General features: G+C 43.3%; 20 protein-coding genes. 11 read left to right on the top strand and 9 right to left on the bottom strand.

Annotation, left to right across the window (positions count from 1 at the left end):
- Position 1: 1 nt before the first annotated feature.
- Positions 2-442, bottom strand: a complete 441-nt coding sequence (locus CVU62_03490) for a hypothetical protein (GenBank protein ID PKN39270.1) — start codon at positions 440-442, stop codon at positions 2-4.
- A 297-nt stretch (positions 443-739) separates the two neighbouring features.
- Here CVU62_03490 and CVU62_03485 point away from each other — a divergent pair, with 297 nt between their 5' ends.
- The 5 genes from CVU62_03485 to CVU62_03465 all read left to right on the top strand — a co-directional run bounded on the left by CVU62_03485 (position 740) and on the right by CVU62_03465 (position 9,448).
- On the top strand, positions 740-1,957 hold the full coding sequence (locus CVU62_03485) for a hypothetical protein (GenBank protein PKN39269.1): 1,218 nt from the start codon (positions 740-742) through the stop codon (positions 1,955-1,957).
- A 102-nt stretch (positions 1,958-2,059) separates the two neighbouring features.
- A complete protein-coding gene (locus CVU62_03480) occupies positions 2,060-4,129 on the top strand; it encodes a hypothetical protein (GenBank protein ID PKN39268.1) in 2,070 nt (689 codons plus the stop codon).
- A 63-nt stretch (positions 4,130-4,192) separates the two neighbouring features.
- Complete coding sequence (locus CVU62_03475) at positions 4,193-6,538, top strand: hypothetical protein (GenBank protein PKN39267.1); 2,346 nt, start codon at positions 4,193-4,195, stop codon at positions 6,536-6,538.
- Positions 6,539-6,684: 146 nt separating this feature from the next.
- Positions 6,685-8,040, top strand: a complete 1,356-nt coding sequence (locus CVU62_03470; GenBank protein PKN39266.1) for a B12-binding domain-containing radical SAM protein — start codon at positions 6,685-6,687, stop codon at positions 8,038-8,040.
- Between the two features lie 25 nt (positions 8,041-8,065).
- Positions 8,066-9,448: a hypothetical protein gene (locus CVU62_03465; GenBank protein ID PKN39265.1), complete on the top strand. Its 1,383-nt coding sequence runs from the start codon at positions 8,066-8,068 to the stop codon at positions 9,446-9,448.
- A gap of 234 nt (positions 9,449-9,682) precedes the next feature.
- Here the strand turns inward: CVU62_03465 and CVU62_03460 are convergent, their stop codons facing one another.
- Positions 9,683-10,135 carry a YbhB/YbcL family Raf kinase inhibitor-like protein gene (locus CVU62_03460; GenBank protein PKN39264.1) on the bottom strand — a complete coding sequence of 151 codons (453 nt, stop codon included), beginning with the start codon at positions 10,133-10,135 and terminating at the stop codon, positions 9,683-9,685.
- A gap of 181 nt (positions 10,136-10,316) precedes the next feature.
- Between CVU62_03460 and CVU62_03455 the strand changes: the two genes are divergently transcribed.
- The 5 genes from CVU62_03455 (at position 10,317) to CVU62_03435 (ending at position 13,454) form a co-directional block, all read left to right on the top strand.
- A complete protein-coding gene (locus tag CVU62_03455; GenBank protein ID PKN39263.1) occupies positions 10,317-11,102 on the top strand; it encodes a hypothetical protein in 786 nt (261 codons plus the stop codon).
- 108 nt (positions 11,103-11,210) lie between these two features.
- Positions 11,211-11,624, top strand: a complete 414-nt coding sequence (locus CVU62_03450; protein PKN39262.1) for a hypothetical protein — start codon at positions 11,211-11,213, stop codon at positions 11,622-11,624.
- 107 nt (positions 11,625-11,731) lie between these two features.
- Entirely contained in the window at positions 11,732-12,541 is an 810-nt protein-coding gene (locus CVU62_03445) for a hypothetical protein (GenBank protein ID PKN39261.1), read from the top strand.
- A gap of 27 nt (positions 12,542-12,568) precedes the next feature.
- Positions 12,569-13,099: a C50 carotenoid epsilon cyclase gene (locus tag CVU62_03440; GenBank protein ID PKN39260.1), complete on the top strand. Its 531-nt coding sequence runs from the start codon at positions 12,569-12,571 to the stop codon at positions 13,097-13,099.
- Positions 13,100-13,124: 25 nt separating this feature from the next.
- Complete coding sequence (locus CVU62_03435) at positions 13,125-13,454, top strand: hypothetical protein (protein ID PKN39259.1); 330 nt, start codon at positions 13,125-13,127, stop codon at positions 13,452-13,454.
- Between the two features lie 42 nt (positions 13,455-13,496).
- On the opposite strand, the gene CVU62_03430 is transcribed toward CVU62_03435, so the two are convergent.
- The 4 genes from CVU62_03430 to CVU62_03415 all read right to left on the bottom strand — a co-directional run bounded on the left by CVU62_03430 (position 13,497) and on the right by CVU62_03415 (position 19,348).
- Complete coding sequence (locus CVU62_03430) at positions 13,497-14,507, bottom strand: pyruvate dehydrogenase (GenBank protein PKN39258.1); 1,011 nt, start codon at positions 14,505-14,507, stop codon at positions 13,497-13,499.
- On the bottom strand, positions 14,507-15,532 hold the full coding sequence (locus CVU62_03425) for a hypothetical protein (GenBank protein PKN39257.1): 1,026 nt from the start codon (positions 15,530-15,532) through the stop codon (positions 14,507-14,509). The genes CVU62_03430 and CVU62_03425 overlap by 1 nt, the downstream gene beginning before the upstream one ends.
- Positions 15,533-15,718: 186 nt before the next feature.
- Positions 15,719-18,919 carry a carbamoyl phosphate synthase large subunit gene (locus CVU62_03420; protein ID PKN39256.1) on the bottom strand — a complete coding sequence of 1,067 codons (3,201 nt, stop codon included), beginning with the start codon at positions 18,917-18,919 and terminating at the stop codon, positions 15,719-15,721.
- A gap of 24 nt (positions 18,920-18,943) precedes the next feature.
- Positions 18,944-19,348: an NADPH-dependent 7-cyano-7-deazaguanine reductase QueF gene (locus CVU62_03415; protein ID PKN39255.1), complete on the bottom strand. Its 405-nt coding sequence runs from the start codon at positions 19,346-19,348 to the stop codon at positions 18,944-18,946.
- A gap of 144 nt (positions 19,349-19,492) precedes the next feature.
- Between CVU62_03415 and CVU62_03410 the strand changes: the two genes are divergently transcribed.
- Entirely contained in the window at positions 19,493-19,675 is a 183-nt protein-coding gene (locus CVU62_03410; protein ID PKN39254.1) for a hypothetical protein, read from the top strand.
- Between the two features lie 158 nt (positions 19,676-19,833).
- On the opposite strand, the gene CVU62_03405 is transcribed toward CVU62_03410, so the two are convergent.
- The 3 genes from CVU62_03405 to CVU62_03395 all read right to left on the bottom strand — a co-directional run bounded on the left by CVU62_03405 (position 19,834) and on the right by CVU62_03395 (position 23,484).
- Positions 19,834-20,175, bottom strand: a complete 342-nt coding sequence (locus tag CVU62_03405; protein PKN39253.1) for a hypothetical protein — start codon at positions 20,173-20,175, stop codon at positions 19,834-19,836.
- A 195-nt stretch (positions 20,176-20,370) separates the two neighbouring features.
- Entirely contained in the window at positions 20,371-21,993 is a 1,623-nt protein-coding gene (locus CVU62_03400; protein PKN39252.1) for a hypothetical protein, read from the bottom strand.
- Positions 21,994-22,086: 93 nt separating this feature from the next.
- Complete coding sequence (locus tag CVU62_03395) at positions 22,087-23,484, bottom strand: hypothetical protein (GenBank protein PKN39251.1); 1,398 nt, start codon at positions 23,482-23,484, stop codon at positions 22,087-22,089.
- Positions 23,485-23,624: the final 140 nt, after the last annotated feature.

Below are 23,624 nucleotides of genomic sequence, written 5' to 3'. Positions count from 1 at the left end.
CTTAAAAAATATTTATTTTATTGTCTTCATTCATGCGCAGGGCCTGAAGAGTGGCAGTAGCTAATATCTTATCCCCGGTTTTAACTACCCCTTCCACTACACCGTAATTATCAAACGAATACTTGCTTTCAATCATAATAATTAGGTTTGTATTTACCGGGATTTTCGCTATATTAAATTCGGCGCTCTTGATGCCAACTAACCAGCCCTTGACGCCATCTTTCCCCTGTTGTTTTCTCTTGTAACCCTCGACAATAGCGGCGGTCTGCGCAATGGCCTCAATCAAAACCAGCGAGTTTACTGCGTCTCCATCATAAAGAGGCCAGTTAGGATTTACCATAGCTGTACTAATGGCAGTGGTTTCTTTAATTTCCAGAATTCCACTGATAATCTTTATCTTTTCCCGATGGGGAATCAAGCTTTCAATATCAATGTTAAGCATAGGCATCTTTTAGAAAAGTATTAGATAATAAATGAAAAAACAGCAGAGAAGTCAACAAGAATTGTTCTTGTTTTTTGGTAAATAAGTAAAGAAGGTTTTACTTCTTCCAGATATTGCTATGATAATTCGTTTAAATCAATAATTAAACTCTACTCTTGGACGTATAATATCCCTTGACAAGTAAAAATAGCACCCATATACTTCTAAGTTCATAAAAACTATAATGAATAAAAAACTGAATTCACATTTGTCGTTATAAATAAACGGCCATGACGATATAGGGGAGAAAATCATATAATGAAGCAGCGACCTTTGCGCATAGAAGCAAAACCATTACGGTTGAATTTAAAAACGACCGTTCGTCATGCCTCGGCAGTCAGGAACAAGGGCGAAAGCATCTTGGTTCAAGCCAAGAGAAATGAAAAAATCGGATATGGCGAGGGTTGTCCGCGAGTTTACGTGGCTGGCGATGATCTTGAAGCTAGTCTTGTCTGGATAAAGAAAAAAATTTCTTCCGGTAAAATGAATTTTGGAACTTTGGCGGAACTGAAACAATGGGTGGAAGATAATAAAAAAGAAATCGACAACTACCCGTCGGCATGGTGTGCCATAGAAGTGGCAATGCTTGATCTGCTTTCCAGGGAGAAGGGTTGTACTGTTGAAAAGATATTGGGACTGAAAGATGGTAAACTGTGTGGCCGCTATACGGCCGTATTGGGAAACGACCCGAAAAGAAAATATACTGCACTCTTGGCTCAATATCTGATCCGTGGGATTTCTGATTTTAAAATTAAGTTAAGCGGTAATTTGAAACGTGATATTGAAAAGATAGACATTCTTGAAAAATTGTCTGTGCAGCATCATGCCAAATCCATACGTATTCGTCTTGATGCCAATAATTTATGGAAAGATCGCTGTGACGAAGCAATCAATTACACAATGATGCTGGGAACTGGGCGGGTATTTGCCATGGAAGAACCGGTGGGGGCAAAAAATGCCGAAGACATAAGCAAGTTCAGCACTGCTACGGGGCTTCCTGTTATTTTGGATGAAAGTCTTTGTACTCTCGATGATTTATCCCTTTACAGAAAGGTGGCAGGATCATTTGTAGCGAATATCAAGGTGTCAAAGGTGGGTGGTCTAATAAGAGCCTTGAAAATTATAGAAGAGTTAAGAAAAATGGGCTGGCCGATCATAATTGGATGCCATGTGGGTGAAACCTCTTTACTCACCAGGGCTGCTCTTGTGGTTTCCGGTGCTGCTGGAAATAGTCTTCTTGCCCATGAGGGTGCATTTGGCGATTATCTGGTAGAACGGGAACCGGTAAGCCCGATGTTAAAATTCGGCCATCATGGTTTGCTGGATTTGAATTCTCCATACTCTCTCGAAACGGATCAGGGACTTCAGATCATTCCGGTCGAAAACTGGAAAATAGGATTTGGGATGCAGTGTAGCATGTCTCTCATGACCGAAGTAGAAAAAGAAAAATTAACCTTTATTTGTAAGAACCGATGAAAGAAGAAGATTCATTATAAGAATCGGATTTGTTGATTCCCTTTTTGTACAAGAAAGCCAGTGATAAATTGGGAAGCATGGTCAACAACGGAGGTTTTTAATATGTTTAGTATAGATCAAAATGTAAAACCAATATTCAGGTTGTGTGAAGATCTGATTGAACGCGACGAAATATCTATTCCCTTGCGTTTTCAAAATAAGGGACTTCTCCAAAATCTCGAATCCGCCAAGATTATCAAACAGAAAAAACTGATTAATCTTTGGAATAGTCATCACTTCACCGAGGGCATGGTATACGTACAGCTTAGTCATCCTCAGTATAAGGAAGATATTCTTGTTTGGGCACATCCGGAACCTTGCAGCGGTAGTTCGATGACCTGTCGCTGGATGGAGGAAAGCCACGACATTGTGGAAAATGCGGAAATTCTAAATATCATTTTCACGGATGGCCGTTCGGTTTTTTTCATCCCCACCCAAATCAAGGACGTTCAACAGGATCATTTTACAATTCACCTGCCTGAAAAGGGTTATGCATTGGGTCAGCGCCGGGCCAGACGCTATCTTTGCCAAGGCATTGAGGTCGAAGTTGTGCAGAACGGTTTTTGGGCTCAAGGACGGCTTGTTGATTTCAGTGCCTTGGCCTTTAGCGTTGAAGTCAGCCCTGAGGAAGTTGGTTCTTTTCGTTGGTTTAATGTCGACAATCCATCAACAGTCCATCTTTATCGGAATGGGCTGATGATTTTTTCAGCATCCTGTCAATGCATTAGGCAGACATCTGATCAGGCAGCGCGGGATATTGTCTTTGCGCCGGCAATCAACCAAATAAGTCGTGTTCTTAAGCAGAAGTCGCGCACTCCCCGCGTTGGAGTCACCCCCATGCCGAATATTACTTTTGATCACCCAACAACGAGGAAGAAAATTCAACTGGATATTTATGATCTTTCAACATCGGGCTTCGCCGTTAATGTTTCGGCCGAAGAAGATGTTCTGATGGCCGGGCTGATCGTTCCTGATTTAACCATTAATTATGGTGGAGCCTTAAAAATACAGTGCAAGGCTCAGGTTCTCTATCGTAGTGAGGCGGAAAAGGGAAATATACGCTATGGTTTTGTCATTCTGGATATGGATGTTGTCAATTATAACCGTCTGAGTCATATTATAATGAATATTATTGATCCTAACACTCATATTGCCGATGAAGTAGATGTGGATCAGTTGTGGAAATTTCTTTTTGAGAGCGGATTCATTTATCCTAAAAAATATAATCTGGTTCACGCCCACCGGCAGTCCATGAAAGAAACTTATAAAAGGCTTTATCGTGATAATCCGGAAATCATCACCCAGGTAACCTATCAGCGAAACGGCCGGATTTACGGACATGTTTCCATGATTCGGTCTTATGAGCGGACCTGGATGGTTCATCATCTTGCTGCCACAACGTTGGACAATAAACGGGTCGGCCTGCAAATTCTGAAACAAATCGTTCGTTATTTTGATGGCCTTTATCGTCTTCCCTCATTCGGAATGGACTATATGATATTTTATTTTCGTCCCGAAAACATTTTCCCCGATCATTTCTTCGGTGGCTTTGCCAGGCATCTCAATAATCCTGGCGCGTGTTCCCTCGATCTGTTTTCCTATCTTAGCTATCCGACATCCGGTGCCCCTCAACCGCTTCCTGCGGAGTGGTCACTGGGGCCATTTATGACATCTGATATCGGTGAATTAGATCGTTTTTACAAAAATGTTTCCGGAGGCCTCTTGCTAAAGGTTTTGCGTCTGGACAAAGAACAGGAAAATACTGAATCTCTGTCGGAGTTATATGCCCGGCATGGGTTTAAAAGAAGCTATCAAAGCTTCTCTCTGAAGTATAACGGAAAGCTAAAAGCTGTGCTTATTGTAAACGAATCGGATCCGGGCATTAGCTTGTCAGATTTTCTCAATGGGATTAAAATTATAGTCAATGATGAGGCCGGATTGCCATGGGAGAAGCTATCCGCCGCCATTTCCCAATTAGCCGGCCGTTTTACGATTGACAAAATACCTGTTCTGGTTTATCCCTCTAGTTACTTGGAAGCTAAGGGCGTTCCTTTTGAAAAGAAATATAACCTATGGATACTGGATGTGTATTATGGAAAAGAGTACGGTGAATACATGACGGGGGGTACATGATGGCAAATATAAAATTACTCTTAAATTCTACATCTGTTTTTTCATAGAGAAGTATCTGAAAAAATGATGGAAGAACTCCCCCTCTACAGCAGCCGAATCATTAAGAGTTACGTGGAATATCTGCACAGATATCTTCCCGATATAGATATAGCTCCTCTTTTAAAATATGCTGATATTGAATTCTATCAACTGGAAGATGAAGGTCATTGGCTGACTCAAAGCCAGGTTGATCGTTTTCACCTGATGCTTTCTCAAGAGACTGATGACCCGGACATTTCCAGAAAAGTAGGACGCTTTATAGCCACCTCCCGCGCTTCCGGAGCCTTAGGACAATATTTGCTGGGCTTCATTAATCCGGCAACGGCTTATGCCTTTTTGGAAAAAATTACTGCTCGTCTCAGCCGGGGAGTCGTTTTAAAGACTAGAGCCATTGGGGCTGAAAAAATTGAAGTAAAAATCATACCACAGCCGGGAGTGGTTGAAAAGCCTTATCAATGTCTTAACCGGTTTGGTTCGCTGGAATCGCTGGCGAAACTTTTCACAAATAAATTTGCCAGTATAGAACATCCTATCTGTCTTCACAAAGGCGGCGACTGCTGTCTTTATATTGTCACCTGGGAAAAAACGCGCGCCTTTGTCTGGAAAAAGATCCGCAATTATTTTTTTATTATTAGCTTTCTGATTTGCCTGATCTCCATGAGTTTTCTCAATCCTGTTTACTGGGATAGAATGGTTTTATTTTTTGTTGTCATAGCTATGGGCATCACTATTTATAGTGAACATCTGGAAAAGAAGGAGTTACTTGCCAACATCCAGAATCAAGGTGATTCGGCTGACCGCCTGCTGGATCAGATCAATAAACGATATAATGAGACCCTATTGATACAGGAAATCGGCCAGGCTTCCTCCATGATCCTGGATATTGATCAACTGCTCAAATTCGTAATGGAGTCTCTGGAGAAAAGGCTGGATTTCGACCGGGGCATGATCATGCTTGCCAATAAGCAAAAAGACTGTCTCGTTTATACGGTAGGTTATGGACACAATCCGAAAGATGAAGATTACCTGAAGAGCATTAAATTTCATCTTGATAATCCTCTCTCCAAGGGTACGGCGGTAGATGTTTTCAGGAAACAAACACCAATCTTAGTCAATGATGTTTCCGAAATCGAGAGTGATCTTTCAGTTAAAAGTCTTGATTTCGTCCGTGCCATGGGCTCCCGGTCTTTTATCTGCGTTCCTATTATTTATAAAGGGGAGTCTATGGGAATCCTGATTGTGGATAATGTGCAATCAAAGAAGCCTCTGAGTCAGACGGATATGAGTCTTTTGATGGGCATTGCCCCGCAGATCGGTATCAGCATTAATAATGCCATAGCTTATCAGAAAATAAAAGAGAGCGAGGAGCGTTTCCGGTCTCTCAGCGAGAATGCGCCGGATATAATTTATACCTTAGGTATCAACGGGGAATTTTCATATATCAACCCGGCAATTGAACCGATTTTAGGATACCGGCCTGAGGAAATTATCGGCAAATATTTTGTGGATGTTGCCAGAAAAGAAGATGTGTTTAGATATATTAAATCTTTCAAGCAGGTTAGGGATCAGAAGCAAACCCTTAAAGAAGAGATAGGTATCCTTCTTCATAAAGATGGTACAGAGCGATACTTCAGTATCAGCGGTGCTCCGAATTTTGATTCAGAAGGAAATTTTATCGGATTGGTTGGAATATTTAAAAATCTGACCGATATCAGAAGATCGGAAATGGAACTGAAAAGGAGCCTAGAGAAGCTTCAATTAGCCATGAGCAGTACCATTGACGCCATTTCTATGATTGTTGAATCGAGGGATCCTTACACGGCTGGTCATCAGAGGCGAGTCGCTAAGCTTGCCGTGGCTATAGCCCAGGAATTAGGATTAACGGAAGAAAGAATTGAATTGATTCGGATGGGTGGCCTGATTCATGACATAGGGAAAATATATATTCCCGCTTCCATCCTGACAAAACCATCAAAATTAGGCGACCTTGAATTTGCGATGATGAGATCTCATCCCTCCGTAGGTTACAAAATATTGAATAAGGTTGATTTTATCCCGGTTATTGTTGATATTGTTCATCAACACCACGAAAGAATAGATGGCTTAGGGTATCCATTAGGGATTTCCGGTGATGAAATATTTTTAGAATCAAAGATTGTTGCTGTTGCAGATACGGTGGAAGCCATGGCAAGCAACCGGCCCTACAGACCGGCACGGGGGATAACATTTGCATTGGAAGAAATCAGAAAGCAGCGTGGCTCCACTCTCGACGCTTTGGTTGTAGACGCCTGTCTAAGCCTCTTTGAACGAAAAGGTTTCAATTTCAAGCTGGATGAAGACGAATCATCTGCCAATGCTTATTGGGTGTAAACCCTGTCTTAACGAAAACACACCGTATCCTGAAAAAGCTGATGGAAGGCACAGAGGATGTTTCAGAATAGGATAGAATTGACATATAGACAGGGTTTCTTATAGTCCAACCATGAACAAGCAATATTTTATAGAATAAAATAGAGATGGTAACCATGAAGAAACTGTTATTAATAAATCCGATGGGCCGCAAGAGTGGAATGGCTCTGAGCAAAATTTCCAATATCCCTCCTTTAAGCCTAGCTTATGTAGCTGCCGTTACCCCTTCAAACTGGTCGGTTAAAATATGGGATGAGAACTTTACTCCCTTTGAATTTGAAGAAGCGGATTTGGTGGGAATCACGGCCTTTACCAGCAATATCAACAGGGCTTATGAAATAGCCGCGATTTACCGGGAAAAGAAAATCAAAGTCATTTTTGGAGGAATTCATGTCTCTATGGTACCTGATGAAGCCTTAAAGTATGGAGATGCCGTAGTGGTGGGTGAGGTGGAAGGTATCTGGGATAAAGTGATCAGTGACTTTGAAAATAATACCCTGCAACCAAAATACATAGGTCCCAGGCTTGATTTGGCACAATCAAAGATTACTCCCCGGCGCGATTTAATTCATCCTGATTATTTCTGGAGTCCAATCCAAACTTCCCGCGGCTGTCCTTTTAGCTGCCATTTTTGTTCGGTTTCCAACTACCTGGGCAAAAACTATCGGCAACGCAACCCAGAAGATGTATTAAAAGAACTCGACGAAATTCAGGGGAGGTTCGTTCTTTTTCTCGATGACAACCTGATCGGCTATAGCCCTGAAAGCCGAAAAAGGGCCAAGGAATTATTTGAAGGCATGATCAAAAGGGGGTTCAATAAAAAATGGGCAATGCAGACATCGATCAATGCAGCCTCAGATGAACCGCTGCTTAAGCTGGCGGCACAGGCCGGCTGTATGTTCGCGTTTATAGGTTTTGAAACGACCAATCCGGACATGCTTAAAGACATGAAAAAAGGAATTAATCTTAAGACAGGGTCTGAGAATTATAAGAAGGTAGTGGATACTTTTCATAAATACGGCATAGGGGTTTTTGGGGCCTTTATCGTGGGTAACGATTTCGAATCTCCTGATTATTATAAGAAAATGGCCAGAGATGTGATAACTTCCGGAGTCGATATTGTTCAGATCACCATACTGACCCCGCTTCCGGGCACGGAATTAATGGAAAAATTAGATAATGAGGGGCGTCTGATTCATACAGATTTTCCGAAAGACTGGGAAAAATATCGATTTTCTCATGTCGTTCATAAAACCAGAGGTGTTGAGGAAGAAACTGTTTATAGGGGGGATAATTTTATTAAAAAAAATATTTATTCCTTTCCGGCCTATCCCTATCGTCTTCTGAAATCATTTGTTTGTTTAAATCGATTTAATTTCTATGTAGTGATGAAGTTAAACCAGGCGGGGAAAACGAGTTGGCAAAATTCGCATTATTATTTAAAGTACCATCATACATTATAAGATTAAATAATATTATTTATTAGATATGACCGACGCAAAAAAAGATTCTTTTATCAAATTATACAAAAAAATTCTGGTGCCATCCAAAACTTTTCTTCAGAAAGATTTTACTTCTTCCGGATACAGTTACAACGATGTGTTTGAATTGGCCGCAGGCCTTAAGAAAACTTTGGCACGTCACGGCACAGAAAAAACTCTTTGCCTTTGCACCACAAACAAAGCGGTTACCGCCGCTTGCGTACTGGCCTCACTGGCCGGCTCCTGTCAGCTAATTCTGCCTTATTCCTTGTCCGCTCATGCTCTGGCGGAAATGTATGATGCTGTAGGTTTTGACTTTGCCATTGCTGATCAGCCGGAAGAAATGCCGATGGGTGTAAAAGTAATAACACCGGTTACCGCTGCAATAGAAAACATTAAATCGGAGTTAGTCCGCGATCCGGACAAACCATTTTTACGTCTTTTCACCGGCGGTTCAACAGGCAAACCGAAAGTCTGGTCTAAAACTCCACGAAATCTATTAGCGGAAGCTTTTTATTTGCAGGAAAAATTTGCTCTGTCGGATAAGGACCTTTTTGTAGCCACTATTCCGCCTTATCATATTTATGGGTTGCTTTTCTCTGTTCTGGTTCCCCTTGTCGCTCATGCGCGGGTACTGCCGGATATTTATACATTCCCGCAGGAAATTATTTCCACGATCAATAAACATAAAGCGTCTGTCCTGGTCAGCGTGCCCATTCATTACCGCGCCCTGAAAGTTGATAATTTGTCCGCTCCTTCTCTCAAAATCGCGTTTTCTTCGTCCGGTGTTCTGAATCGTTCCGATGGTTTGTATTTCCTAAAAAAAACAGGAGTGGGAATTACGGAAATCTACGGTTCCACGGAAACAGGCGGCATTGCTGCGCGCTGTATTAGTGAGTATACAGATAGCTGGAAGGCTTTTGATGTTGTATCATGGAAGTTGGTTGGCCGCAGGTTGTCTGTTAAATCCGATTTTGCTTCGTCAGAAATGGAACGTGATGCTAATGGTTTCTGTATGACCGGTGATGATGCACGTGAAGACAAGGATAGCCGTTTTGTTCTTCTGGGCAGAGCCGACGGCATTGTAAAAGTCGCCGGAAAAAGAGTTGACCTGTTGGATGTACAGAATAAAATAAAAACATTGCCTACAGTCAGCGACGTTGTTGTGATAGCGATGCCAACGGATAAAGGACGGGAAAGTTTAATTGCAGCGGTCATTGCCTGTGATCTGACTGAAACCCACGTAAAAAAGCTTTTAATTGATATGCTGGAACCTTACGCAGTTCCCCGTCGCATTAAAATTGTTTCTTCAATAGCCAGAACAGCCACCGGTAAAATTGATCGTCGCCGGATTGAGCAATTATTTGTAGATGGCAAAAAGCCAGCTTAGATCATCATGCGGCCATTAATGTTAATGATATCATCCCCTATTCCATATCCCCATTTCTAAATCAAAGATGATGAGGAAGCCGACAACCCCGGCCGACGCCGGGGCAGGCTGTGCCAACAAAAATAGCGCTTTGATCGGAAGCGCATCCCTTTGAGGGGAGCGCATAATTAATAGACCTTTACCTTGCCGAAAGTTTTCGCCAATATGGCGAAAACTTCCTTTAAAATTGGGGAATTATCTTTTATATTTGCCCATAACCTGCGCTTCCGCCAGCACATGTCCCTTTATTGCTGCGAGCAAATCTTCTTTTGTTAATCCCGCTTTAAGATTCAACATGGTGTCCAAAGCATACAACTTAAAATAATAACGATGCGTGCCGCCCGGAGGACAAGGGCCGTCATAGCCATAATTCCCGTAAGAATTTTTGCCATTTTTCCCTGTCCCCGCAATTTCCTCTTGCCTAGACACATTTTCCGGCAGAGAGTTAATATTTGCCGGTATATCGAAAATTACCCAATGTACCCAGGTACCTACGGGCGCGTCGGGATCATCGCAGATGAGCGCGAAGCTTTTAGTTTCTTTTGGCGCACCGCTCCAGGAAAGTGACGGCGAAACATTTTGATTTTCATAGGCATACTTAGCTGGAAGCATATCTTCATGTTTAAACGACGAACTTATTATTTCCATAATCTCCCCTCCTTTTTATTAGCATCAATTTTATTTCTTTCTCGTGTTTGAACAACTGAGATAAATTTAATGTGACATTCTAACCGAAGGTTATCGAGCAGTCAATAGCTCTTGTGAACCAGATTGACACGTATGATTCCTGTGGTATCATTACTACATTAATTGATGGACAAGGTTGCATATGAATATAAATGAACAGATAAATCGCGAAATAGGCGTTCACGGACAAAAATGGAATGAAATGCATGAAGGATATTTTTCAAGCTCCGTTATCGCTCATCCTCTTGTAGCGACTATAACCAAGTATCTTTTAGGGTCGCATACGGATTTGCTGGTGGACTTGGGAGGAGGAACTGGTTTTATACTCCTGGAACTGATTACGAAGGGCATAACGACAAATATAATTCCGGTAAATCTCGACTGCTCCGAAACTCAACTGGAAGCAATGGGAAAAAGCGGTATCTTTTGCGTAAATCGTTCGATTTCCGACTTTAGCCGAAATGATCTGACCTCCATCGATAAAAATGTTTTTTTCATTATGCGATCGGTGTTGCATTATTTCGGCAAGGATGGACTGATTTCTATATTGCGTCACATTCGCAATCAGGCTCGGGAAAATGAAATTTTCATCCATCAAACCGCCTGCTTTGAAAATGCGGAAGAAGCCCGTTGTATCAATTTTCTGTATAGAGAAATGCGTACTCAAAAATGGTATCCTACAATCAGTGAACTGCACGATAATATGGCAATTACTGATTGGCAAATGATTGATACATGTCCAGCGCCGCCACTGAAATTAACTTCTGAAGCACTGGGACAGCGATACGGGCTCGATTTGCAATCGTTGGAGAAAATTTGCGGCAGGGTCAAGGGACAGTTTGGAGAAATAGAAAATGTTTTTCAACTTACGCCGGATGGTTTTGTTGCCTATCTTCATTACCGTATTTGTGTTTCTAAAGCCATTTGACAACGGGTTTTCGACTCAAATAATTATTAATCGCCAAATCAATACAGGTATTGTTAATTAATATTATGCATTTTAAAACACTGTACCAACAAAAGAAGGAGGTTAACAATGACTAAGGAGGAAAATGCTGCGTTGAAAGCTGTTACAATTTTTCTCAACAGTTACTCGAAAAAAGATATCGAGGGATGCCTGGCCGTGCTGACAAAATCAAAACCAATAATGGTGCTGGGCACTAATGACAACGAAATTTTTAAAACAACTAAGGATGTTCGAGCTGCCTTCAAAAAGGATTTCGAAAGCATGAGTGATATCCGCTGGGGCAAGCGTCGCAATCTCTATGTTAAAGCTTCTCCAACGCTTGCCTGCGTGATTGTTGAAATGCCTGTTTCTTATAAGAATGATGAGGAAAAAGTGAAAACGCTTTTTCGTTACGCTCTGACGCTTGTTAAAGAAAATGAAAAATGGAAAATTTGTGCTGGAATGGCAAGCGTCCCTTTCTCGTCGGGCACATATTCATTCTGAGGAAAAATTGCAATGATACCTGGCAAAACATATAATATTACTGTGCTGGTTTTTGTCATTCTTGAAAAGGATAATTTTTGTTTTCAATAAAAAATAAGGAGGGATATATGAAACGTCTTGCGCTTGTTATTATAGCATGCCTGGTTTTTTCCACAGCGGGACAGGTATTTGCCGAGAATAATCTAAACAATGCAGCCTCAAGAATCGAAACAGGCATCTTGAGTATCCTGAATAATCTAGGTAATACTATTTCTCTTGTCGCGAAGGAAACAGGAAAGATTGGAATCAATAATGAAACTGAAATAAGAAAGCTTCTTCAGAAAAATGTCAATGAAGGCAAACCTTTTGTAATCGATTCCGCATTCATTGATAATAAAGGTGTTATGAAAATTATCGAACCAGGCAAATACCGTCGTTATGAAGGCTCAGATATCTCTAAGCAGGAAGCTATCATTAAAATGATGAAGACAAAAAAACCACGCATGGGGAATTTGTTCCTTTCCGTCGAAGGCATAAAATCGATTGATATTGAACACCCTATATTTTCAAAAGGAAAGAAGTTTCTTGGTTCTGTCAGCATACTGGTAAAACCGGACGAAGTAATTCATTCTGTTGCGGCGTCAATTGAAGAGGAATTCGGGGTAAAATGCTGGGTAATGCAGAAAGACGGTATGATTCTTTATGAAACAGATGTGATCCAGATCGGGTTGAACATCTTTTCCGATCCTCTTTATAAAGATTATCCTGACTTGATTTCTCTGGGCAAGAAGATGATTAAAAAGAACAAGGGGAAAGGATTTTATATTTTTCAGGCTCAAGGAACAAAAAATGTCGTAAAGAAGCAGGCTGTTTGGAAAACAATTCACTTCTTTAATAACGATTGGATTGTTGTGGCATATAAGGAAGTAAAACAATAACCGCCAACACAATAAGGAGAGATTACCATGATGAAGAAAAGTTTTAAAAGTTATGGAATAATTGGAGCAACTATATTGCTTATAGCTGTATTTTTTTCCATCAACACAAACACTTGTTTTTCGGCAGATAAAGACAAATCTATCAAATGCTACAAAGAAATAGCAAAAACAGTCGTACATGCAACCGCTTTGGGATTAGGTGAAATTTTAAAAGATGTGAAGACTGCAGACGAACGTATTGTTCTGATCCGCGCCTTTGTCAGTCCCATACGTTTTTATCCGGATAACTCGGGATATTTTTATGGTTATGATTTCAAGTGCGTGAATATTGCTCACGCGACACAAAAAGATTTACAGGGCAAGAATCTTTATGATCATAAAGATGTAAAAGGGAAATATGTTATTCGCGAATTGAGTGCAGCCGCAAAGAAAGGTGGCGGATTCGTCGAATTCTATTGGGTGAAGCCCGGTACAAAAGGTGAAAAGAAAAAACTGGGTTATGTTGAACCTATTCCAGGGACAGACTATTTTATAGGGACCGGTGTGTATCTGCCATAAATTGCTAAATATGTGAGCAAATAATATGTTCTGTCCCAAATGCAAAAGCGAATACAGAGAAGGTTTTTATAAGTGCACCGATTGTGGAACAGATTTGGTTGCTGAAGAGCCGCCGGAACTTATGGAAGAAGTGAGTTATGTCAATCTCGTTGAAGTTTATTCTACTTATCAACAGGGCGATATAGCTTTCATAAAATCTGTTCTTGACGGTGAGGGCATCACGTATATTTTTGAAGGAGAAAGTCCAATTCTTATCGGCTGGGCGGGCGCTTACGCTCGCCTGCTGGTTAAAGCCGAAGATGTTCAGAGGGCCAGAGAAATTTTACAGGAACTGGATTTTCTGGAAAAAAATTAAAAATTGGTGTTAATAGTCGTTTCCCTGATATTTTTATAATAATCATTTCATCAACTGGCGGACACTTGTGCAGATACGTTGCACGTTAGGAAGAACCTGATCTTCCAAATTACGGCTGTAAGGGATGCTTGTCTGAGTGCAGACACGGGCGTATTTGCAGGCAATGCCAGCCTCCAAAATGATCGCTGACAATTCACCCGAAAGACCAAAAGTTTCATAATCTTCATCAACCACTAAAAGACGTCCGGTTTTTTTAACTTCTTTGCAGATTGCCGTTTTGTCCAACGGAGAGACGGTTCGCAAATCCAGCACGCCCGCTGAAATTCTTTCAGTCTCCAGAGTTTTTGCGGCTTCCAGAGCGCGGTGCACGCTTAGACCTAAACTGACAATTGTTACATCACTTCCTTCCCGGCGAAGAACGGCTTTGCCGATGGGAATTGGTTCCCACTTAGACGGCACTTCTCCCTTTGTTCCCTCGGCAGGGATATCAAATTGAACGGTTTCTCGCGCTCCTGATCCCAGGAACTCTAGCCATGTCTCTGAAAGAAGTTTATGCTCGAGGATAATAACAGGACCATCATGTTTTAACGCTGCCAGCATCAGGCCACCAGCATCAGCGGGCGTAGACGGAACCATTACTGTCAGTCCCGGAATATGCGCCAGCATACCCCACAAAGATTGTTCATGCTGGCCGCCGTCGCCGTATCCTCCGCCGCAAGGAGCGCGCACCACAACAGGCGCGGTCCATTTTCCTCCTGAAAAGGCTTCAATTTTAGAGGCATGGTTGAGCAGAGCGTCCCAGCACACTCCGAGAAAATCCACCATATACATTTCCACAACCGGGCGTAATCCAGCCATGGCAGCTGCCACCCCCGCCCCTAAAAAAGCGCTTTCGCTGATCGGCGTTCCCCTCACGCGTTTAGGTCCAAAGCGCACCAGAAGGTCACGCCTGAGCAACGGAATATCTTCGCCAAAGACAACAATGTTAGGATCTTCAGCCATAGCCTGGGCAAGAGCGTCATCAGCAGCCTGTATGAAAGACATTGTTTTCATTACTGCACCTCCCCAAGTACGGTTGTCAAAATATTATTTATATCTTTTTCCATTTGGTCTTCCATTTCTTTCAGTTTTGTCGGCTCTGATTGTAAGGACACGCGGGTGCGAGTAATTGGATCATTGTTTGGATCACGTCGCGGGTCGCGCAGTGTTGAGATAACGGAAGACATAACATTCTTTAAACCGGCAATTCGCTCGCGTATAGCAGCACCGTCAAATCGCAGTATTGACTTTGTAAGGCCGATGGCAACTTTCGGCATTTCTTTTAAGGGATCTCGTACGATTCTTATCGGTTGAAATCCCAGAAAATGGCCTTCGAAGTGAACACATTTGGTATGGAGAAAAATTGGCCCCTGGCCTGAACGGATTCGTTCAATCGCTATTCCTGCAGCTTCCCACATCTTCGAGACATCGCATCCGTCAATATCAACCGCGGGGACTCCCAAGCCACGCGCCCGCTCATTCAAATCTCCGCCAGTCGAACTTTCCGATTTGGTGGTTATGCCCCATCCGTCGTCCTTGCAGATAAACAATACCGGCAGTTTCCAAACCGCAGCAAGGTTCATCGACTCCATCAACATTCCCTGATTCATGGCGCCATCACCAAAAAAGGCAACAGCAATTGCTCCCGGACGCAAGCATTGAGCTGCCAGGGCAAAACCAGCTGCGGCCGGTCCTTCGGAGCCCACGATTCCCGAGGAAGCGGCCAGATGTTCTTTGGAAAACAAGTGCATGTGTCCGCCCATGCCGCCGCAAAGGCCGTCTTTGTAACCAAGAAATTCGCGAAGGAGTGGCACAGGTTCTATGCCGCGCATGAGCATTGCCGCAGTGCCGCGATGGTCCAATGCCATGGCATCGCCATCTTTGAGGTGGGAAACGACACCGGCGATAATTGCTTCTTCGCCTGTTCCAAGGTGCATCTCGCCGGAGATCAAACCCTCGTGCCAGAGTTTGGCTGTGGCTTCTTCGAACAAGCGGGACTTAAGCATGAGTGAATAAAGAGACCATAAATCGGGTGACATAATTATCTCTCTTTCGTCGTAAATTAACGGCTAAGGTTTAATATATGCCCAATTGGCTTTTTCGAAACGTTTACATGATTTTACTTTATTTCAGCAAAAATAAAAAGAGAATATTAGATTTTGAAATCAGGTGATTTTGAGACTTTGCCGGATTCCCGGAATCAGGAATCCGGCAATAATTTTACGTTACTTTATTTCCGCATGATAGCTTTGCAGAGATTTAGCACGGCCATGCCCTTGGCGGAACGCGGCAATGCCCTTCACCGCGGCAACCGCCGCCGCGATAGTGGTTATATAAGGTATCTTGTATTTAATCGCCGCCTTGCGGATGTAGGAATCGTCGTATTTGCTCAGGCGTCCCGCCGGAGTGTTAATCACCAGTTGAATTTCGCCGTTTTTGATGGCGTCAACAATATTGGGTCTTCCTTCATGCATTTTTAGAATTTTCTCAGAAGCTATTCCATTGTCTTTCAGGAAATTGTAAGTGCCTTCCGAAGCTCTGATCTTGAAACCGATTTTCTTAAACGCGCGGGCGACTTCCAGAACGCCGCCCTTGTCTTTTTCCTCCACAGTAATCAAAACAGTGCCTTCCGAAGGAAGATTCTGTTGTGTCGCTTCCTGGGCTTTGTAATAAGCAAGGCCGAAGGAATCGGCAAGTCCCAGAACTTCACCGGTGGAGCGCATTTCCGGTCCCAGAATTGGATCAACTTCAGGATACATATTGAAGGGGAAGACCGCTTCCTTCACACCGAAATGGTGGAAGACTTTATTTTTCAGTTTCAAGTCTTTGAGTTTTTTGCCCAGCATGATTTGCGTTGCCAGACGAGCCATGGAAATATTGCAAACCTTCGAGACCAAAGGCACCGTGCGCGATGCGCGGGGATTGGCTTCCAGAATATAAACGATGTCATTCGCAATAGCGTACTGAATATTCATCAATCCTACTACGCCGAACTCTACAGCAATTTTTTTCGTGTACTCATTAATTGTGTCTATATGGCGCAAGGGAATGCTGACCGGCGGAATAACGCAGGCGGAGTCACCGGAATGGACACCGGCAAGCTCGATGTGTTCCATCACTGCCGGAACAAAGGCGTCCGTACCGTCCGAGATAGCGTCGGCTTCGGCTTCGATGGCGTTTTCCAGAAACTTGTCAATCAGAATCGGCCTATCCGGTGTGACGCCGACGGCCGCATTGACATAACGTTTGAGCATTTCTTCATCATGCACAACTTCCATGCCGCGTCCGCCTAATACATAAGAGGGACGAACCATCAAGGGGTAGCCGATGCCGCCCGCAACTTTGAGCGCCTGTTCCAGATTGCTGGCCATGCCGGATTTAGGCATGGGAATGCCCAGCTTATCCATCATTTTGCGGAAACGGTCGCGGTCTTCCGCCAGGTCGATAGTTTCGGGCGATGTGCCGATAATATTTACTCCGGCTTTTGCCAGATCCGCCGCGATATTGAGCGGAGTCTGTCCGCCGAATTGGACGATAACGCCTTCGGGTTTTTCTTTTTCGTAAATACTCAAAACATCTTCCACTGTGAGCGGCTCAAAATAAAGTTTGTCGGAAGTGTCGTAATCAGTGGAAACAGTTTCCGGATTACAATTGACCATGATGGATTCGATTCCTTCGTCGCGCAGGGCGAATGCTGCGTGCACGCAGCAATAATCGAATTCGATTCCCTGTCCGATTCGGTTAGGTCCGCCGCCCAAAACCATAATCTTGCGGTTGGAGGTTACGGAAACTGTATCCGGCGCGTTGTAGGTGGAAAAATAATAAGCCGCATTTTCTACTCCGCTGACTGGCACTGCTTCCCAGCATTCAGTCATTCCTAAGGAAAGGCGCTGTTTGCGAATTTCATCTTCCTTCTTTTCCAGAATTTGCGCCAGGTAACGGTCGGCAAAGCCGTCTTTTTTCGCCTGAATCAGCAAATCATCGGGCAGTTTCTTGTTCCTGTATTTAAGAATCTTTTCTTCCAGTTCTACCAGTTGCTTCATCTGTTCGATAAAATATTTTTTAATATATGTTTTGGCGGAAAGATTTTCCACTGAAGCTCCTTTGCGCAGAGCTTCATACATAATGAATTGTCTTTCGCTGGATGGTTCGGAAAGCATTTCCAACAATTCTTCCAACGATTTTGTATTGAAGTCCTTGACGAAACCCAAACCGTAGCGTTTTTTCTCTAGAGAGCGGATGGATTTTTGAAAGGCTTCTTTATAATTTTTACCGATACTCATGACTTCGCCGACGGCGCGCATCTGCGTGCCCAGTTTGTCTTCTGCGCCGGGGAATTTTTCAAAATCCCAGCGGGAGAATTTCACGACGACATAGTCGCCTGACGGCGTGTATTTTTCCAGAGAGCCGTCGCGCCAGTAAGGAATTTCATCCATCGTCACACCGGAAGCGAGAATAGAAGAAATAAGCGCAATGGGAAAACCTGTAGCTTTCGATGCCAACGCCGAAGAACGTGAAGTGCGCGGATTGATTTCAATGACCACTACGCGGTCTGTTTTGGGATCATGCGCGAACTGGACATTGGTTCCGCCGATTACCTGAATGGCTTCCACAATGTCGTAAGAATATTTCTGCAGTCGTTTTTGCAGTTCGGGAGAAATGGTCAGCATGGGTGCTGTGCAGTAGGAATCGCCGGTATGCACTCCCATAGCGTCAACGTTTTCAATAAAGCAGACGGTAATCATCTGGCTTTTCGCGTCACGGACGACTTCCAGTTCCAGTTCCTCCCATCCGATTACCGATTCTTCCACCAGGATCTGTCCGATGAGACTTGCCGAAATGCCGCGGCTGGCGATGAGGCGCAATTCTTCCAGGTTATAAACCATGCCGCCGCCTGTTCCGCCCATGGTGTAGGCCGGACGAATAACGACAGGATAGCCGAGCTTGGCGGCGATCTTTTCCGCTTCTTCCACGGTAACGGCTGGTTCGCTCTTCGGCATTTCGATGCCCAGTTTGTTCATGGTTTCTTTAAACGCGATTCTGTCTTCGCCGCGTTCGATGGCGTCAACCTGAACGCCGATTACCTTGACCCCGTGTTTCTTTAAAACGCCTTTGCGGTGCAGTTCGGAAGTTAAATTAAGACCGGTCTGGCCTCCGAGGTTTGGCAGGATCGCATCCGGTTTTTCATTTTCGATTATTTCCGTCAATGCCTGTAAATTAAGAGGTTCAATATAAGTGACATCAGCCATGCCCGGATCGGTCATGATTGTCGCCGGGTTAGAATTTACCAGCACTATTTTATAACCGAGTTTGCGCAAAGCCTTACAGGCCTGGGTTCCCGAGTAATCGAATTCGCAAGCCTGACCGATAACAATAGGCCCGGAGCCGATAATCAAAACCTTTTTTATATCTGTTCTTTTTCCCATTTATTTTCCTTTCCTTATAAGGGATTATTTTTTATATTCAGCATCAACAGTGATTCCGATACCGCCCCGCACGGCGAACTCCGCGCTTACCTTGCACCAGCGGGGTTTGAGTGCAGCGATCAGATCATCAAGAATTATATTGGTAACATGTTCGTGGAAAACGCCTTCATCGCGGAAAGACCAAAGATACAATTTCAACGATTTGGATTCTATAATTTTCTTGTCCGGTATGTATTGGATTTTTATTTTAGCAAAATCAGGCTGTCCTGTCTTAGGGCAGACGCAGGTAAATTCTTCTGTTTGCAGAGTGACCACGTAATCGCGGCTGTCGTTGTGATTAGGAAATGTCTCCAGCTTGCGCGTAGGTTTTGCAGGTTTGCCCAACAGAGTCAATCCCGCCAGATCATTTTTTTTGGTGTTTTTCGGCATTACGTTGCTCCGAATAAAAATAGTATATTCGTTTACCGAAAGTAAGGTATAATATCAAGTACATTCGTTACGTAAGTGAAAAAATATCTATCTTGTTATTTTTACATTGGATTTATGAAAAAGCAATAAGGAGAAAATACGGCAATGACTGACAAAAAAACACCCGTTCCCGAAAATACCTGGAAATGCAGTAATTGCGGCAATACAGTTGTAGAAATTCAGCCGCCGGAAATATGCCCTTCCTGTAAGCAAAAATGCGAATTTCTGAACGTGACCTGCTACCAACCGGATTGCGGATTTGTAGGAATGGATAAAAGACTAAAATAAAATTATTTTAAAGTCTTTATTCCAAGTTTCATTCAAAGGATAACGCGGCGGCAAGGAGGAGGCTCCGCAGGCGTATAACTAATACGTCGAGGAAGCCGACCCCGGCCTGCGCCGGGGCAGGCTATGCCAACAAAGTTAGCCGAAGAAGGAACTTGGAATTAGGGAACAATAATTTTCGATGCTTCTTGCCGTTCCATTTCCCTAGCCTCGGCAATCATCGCCTGAACAGTTTTATCAATGGCTGCCGGTAGTTTATCCACCGCTTCGCTAAGAGTCTTTGCGCCTTCAATAAGGCATTGAACAGGAATTGGACCGTTGGGTGACATAAGCTGGGTCATGCCGGTAAAAATAGGTTCTCGGCTTTCGTCCGGCGAGCCGTCAATCTTTACGGGCGTAAGTCGTCTGATTGTGGCGAAAGTCAGATCGGTAAATGCTTCTTCCTTGTAGAGGTTGTTGGGATCAATTTTAATCTCCGCTATTTTGGGTCCGCCGTTACTCATTTTTTATCTCCTTGTGTGTGGGCTTTGGTTTTCATATGCCCCGAAAAAACAACGGAAACTGTTAAGCTAAACGGCCTCCTCTTTTTCGGATCACTACTTACGCCAATGTGACTACGTTAAATTAATAAAAACATCAATTAAAAAAATCGGGTAGAAAATTTTTACTCCCTCCTCGGGTAAAAACAATAATACTAATCAGCGGTATTCGCTTTTGAATATTTGATGATTGGTACCGTCATACTGCCACCATACAACAACAGCGTTGCCGTTATTGTTTGTTGCGGCTTGAGGATTCCATGCAGGTTTTCCGTCAGGACTGATGTTGTCGGATAAGTTTACTGGATGCTTCCATACGCCGCTTCTGTATTCGCTTTTAAATACCTGTTCCGTGGCGCCGTTAGTTTGACCCCATACAATAATGGTATTGCCGTTATTGTCCATCGCTACCTGTGGAACGACATTCAATGAATTAACTGCGTCGGGGCTGATATGGTCGGCAATGCTTGCCGGATGCTTCCATGCGCCGCTTCTGTATTCGCTTTTAAATACCTCAAACGCGCCGGTTGAACCGTCATATTGATACCAGACGATTATGGCATTGCCGTTGTTGTCGATTGCCACTTGAGGGTTCCAAGCCCTCTGCCCGTCGGGGCTTATATTGTCGGATAAACTTGTCGGATGCTTCCATATGGCGCTTCTGTATTCGCTTTTGAATATATGATAAACATGATACATGGAGGCATCAGACTGTTGCCATACAATAATAGCATTGCCGTTGTTATCCATCGCCACTTGAGGATTGTAGGCCGTCTGACCGTCAAGGCTGATACTGTCGGAAAGGCTTGTCGGATGAGTCCAGACGCCTTTCCTATACTCGCTTTTGAATATCTGAAAATTAGTGCCGTCGGATTGATACCAGACGATTAAAGCATTGCCATTATTGTCCATTGTGACCTGGGGCAAGTGGCAATGCTGTCCATCAGGACTTATGTTATCAGAGAGACTTGACGGGTGAGTCCAAACGCCGTTTCTATACTCACTTTTGAATATCTGATCATAGGATCCGTCGGACTGTTGCCAGACAATGACGGCATTGCCTTTGTTGTCCATCGCTACTTGCGGGAAATAAGCATCCTGCCCATCGGGGCTGATGTTATCGGAGAGACTTGACGGATGATACCAAGGGGTTACTGTAACAGTATAGGTAACGGTTGTTCCATCCGCCGCAGTCACCTTATATATCACGGGCGACGTAAAGTTATGTGCCGTTGTCCCGCTTACCTGAATGGTTGAACCAACTTTGACACTGACGCCGGTCGTTGTAAAGGTCGCCACCAAATCCATTAGATATGTGCCGCTAGGAATGGTTACAGCTATAGTCTTGTTCGTTTCATCGATCGCTCCGACAGATCCATTCAGAGAAAATGCCGTAATGGCTTTTTCCGATGATAGTGCCACGGTTACCGTTACTATATAATCCTGTGTCGAAGTATCTGCCGCTATTACTGTATAAACTACCTGATTGGTAAAGTTATTTGCCGTCGTTCCGCTTTTCTGATCGACTGAACCCACTTTGACGCTGGTACCGGTTGTGGTAAATGTCGCCACTAAAGACGATAGATCTGTTGAAACAGGCACGGTAACTGCTATTGTTTTCTCTGTTTCATTGATCGTTCCGGCAATATCGTTTAGAGAATATTCGGTAATCGCTTTTGTCGATGATGGCGAATCACTTCCACCACCACTGCATCCGCTAAGAAACATCAACGCGCATATCAGAATACTAATTAATGATAAAATAATTCCTCTGGCTTTCATGGTCAGCCCCCCCAATTTATTCTTGGAGCATAAACTTTTTTATTAAAGGCAGGATATTTTCATCTCCTGCCCGGATGAAAACTTTAATACTAATCAGCGGTATTCGCTTTTGAATATTTGATAATTGGTGCCATCATCTTGAGACCACACAATAATAGCGTTACCATTATTATCCATCGCCACTTCTGTATTGTTAGCTCCACCACCAGGATTTATATGGTCAGATAAATTTGCCGGATGAGTCCAAGAACCATTTCTGTACTCGCTTTTAAATGTGCCGCCATTTTGATCCCAGACGATAATAGCATTGCCGTTGTTATCCATAGAAACATGTGGCGATAGGTAGACATCATATCCATCGGGGCTTATATTGTCGGTTAAACTTGACGGGTGAGTCCAGCTACCATTTCTATATTCGCTTTTGAATGTCTGACTATTGGTACCATCAGATTGATTCCATACAATAATAGCGTTGCCGTTGTCATCCATTGCTAGGTTGGGGTATTCAGCATCAGTCCCGTCGAGGCTTATATTGTTAGTTAAACTAGAGGGGTGTGTCCAAATGCCATTTCTATATTCACTTTTAAAAATTTGATAATTGGGGCCGTCATATTGCATCCACACGATTATCGCATTGCCGTCATTATCCATTGCTACATGAGAAACTCTAGCATCACTGCCGTCGGGGCTTATATTATCGGTTAAACTAGACGGGTGAATCCAAGAACCGTTTCTGTATTCGCTTTTGAATATTTGAGAATCAAAACCGTCAGATTCTTCCCAAACAATAATAGCATTGCCGTCATTATCCATTGCCACTTCAGTATTATAAGCTCCACCACCAGCAGGGTTTATATGGTCAGATAAGTTTGCCGGATGAATCCAAGAGCCATTTCTGTACTCGCTCTTAAATGTGCCACCATTCTGGTCCCAGACGATAATGGCATTGCCGTTGTTATCCATTGCTATATGGGGGAATTCAGCATCCTGTCCATCGGGACTGATGTTATCAGCTAGATTTGCCGGATGAGTCCAAGAGCCATTTCTGTATTCACTTTTGAAAACCTGATAATTGGCGCCATCATACTGCATCCAAACGATTATCGCATTTCCATTATTATCCATGGCCACTTCTGGGGCAAGAACCTGCGAGCCATCAGGGCTGATGTTGTCGGAAAGGTTCGAAGGATTAGCCCATGTGCCATTCCTATATTCACTTTTGAATATCTGAGTATTGAGGCCATAACCGGTACCGTCAGATTGCTGCCAGACAATAATCGCATTACCATTATTGTCCATCGCTACGCTAGGATATCCAGCATTCTGTGCGTCAGGGCTGATGTTATCGGATAAGCTTGCCGGATGCGTCCATTTTTTTGATGATGAAGTACCAGATGCGCCTTCGTCTCCTCCTCCGCTGCAGCCTCCAAGGGAAATCAAGACAAATATCAGACTAATAAGTAATGATGCAACTATTCCTCTGACTTTCATGTTCAGCCTCCCAAATATTTTTACTGCTACTTAATGGATTTGTTACAAGGTGGTAATTATTCTTTATAGCTTAAAGAATGGAATGCATTATACAGATTAGAATAATAATTTCAATATTGATTTTGATTCGAAATAAAACA

It is taken from the genome of Deltaproteobacteria bacterium HGW-Deltaproteobacteria-2, assembly GCA_002840505.1.
In the GTDB taxonomy this organism is placed as follows: domain Bacteria; phylum Desulfobacterota; class Syntrophia; order Syntrophales; family Smithellaceae; genus Smithella.
Note: the sequence above shows the minus strand (reverse complement) of the source record. Positions and strands in the feature narration are given on the sequence as shown.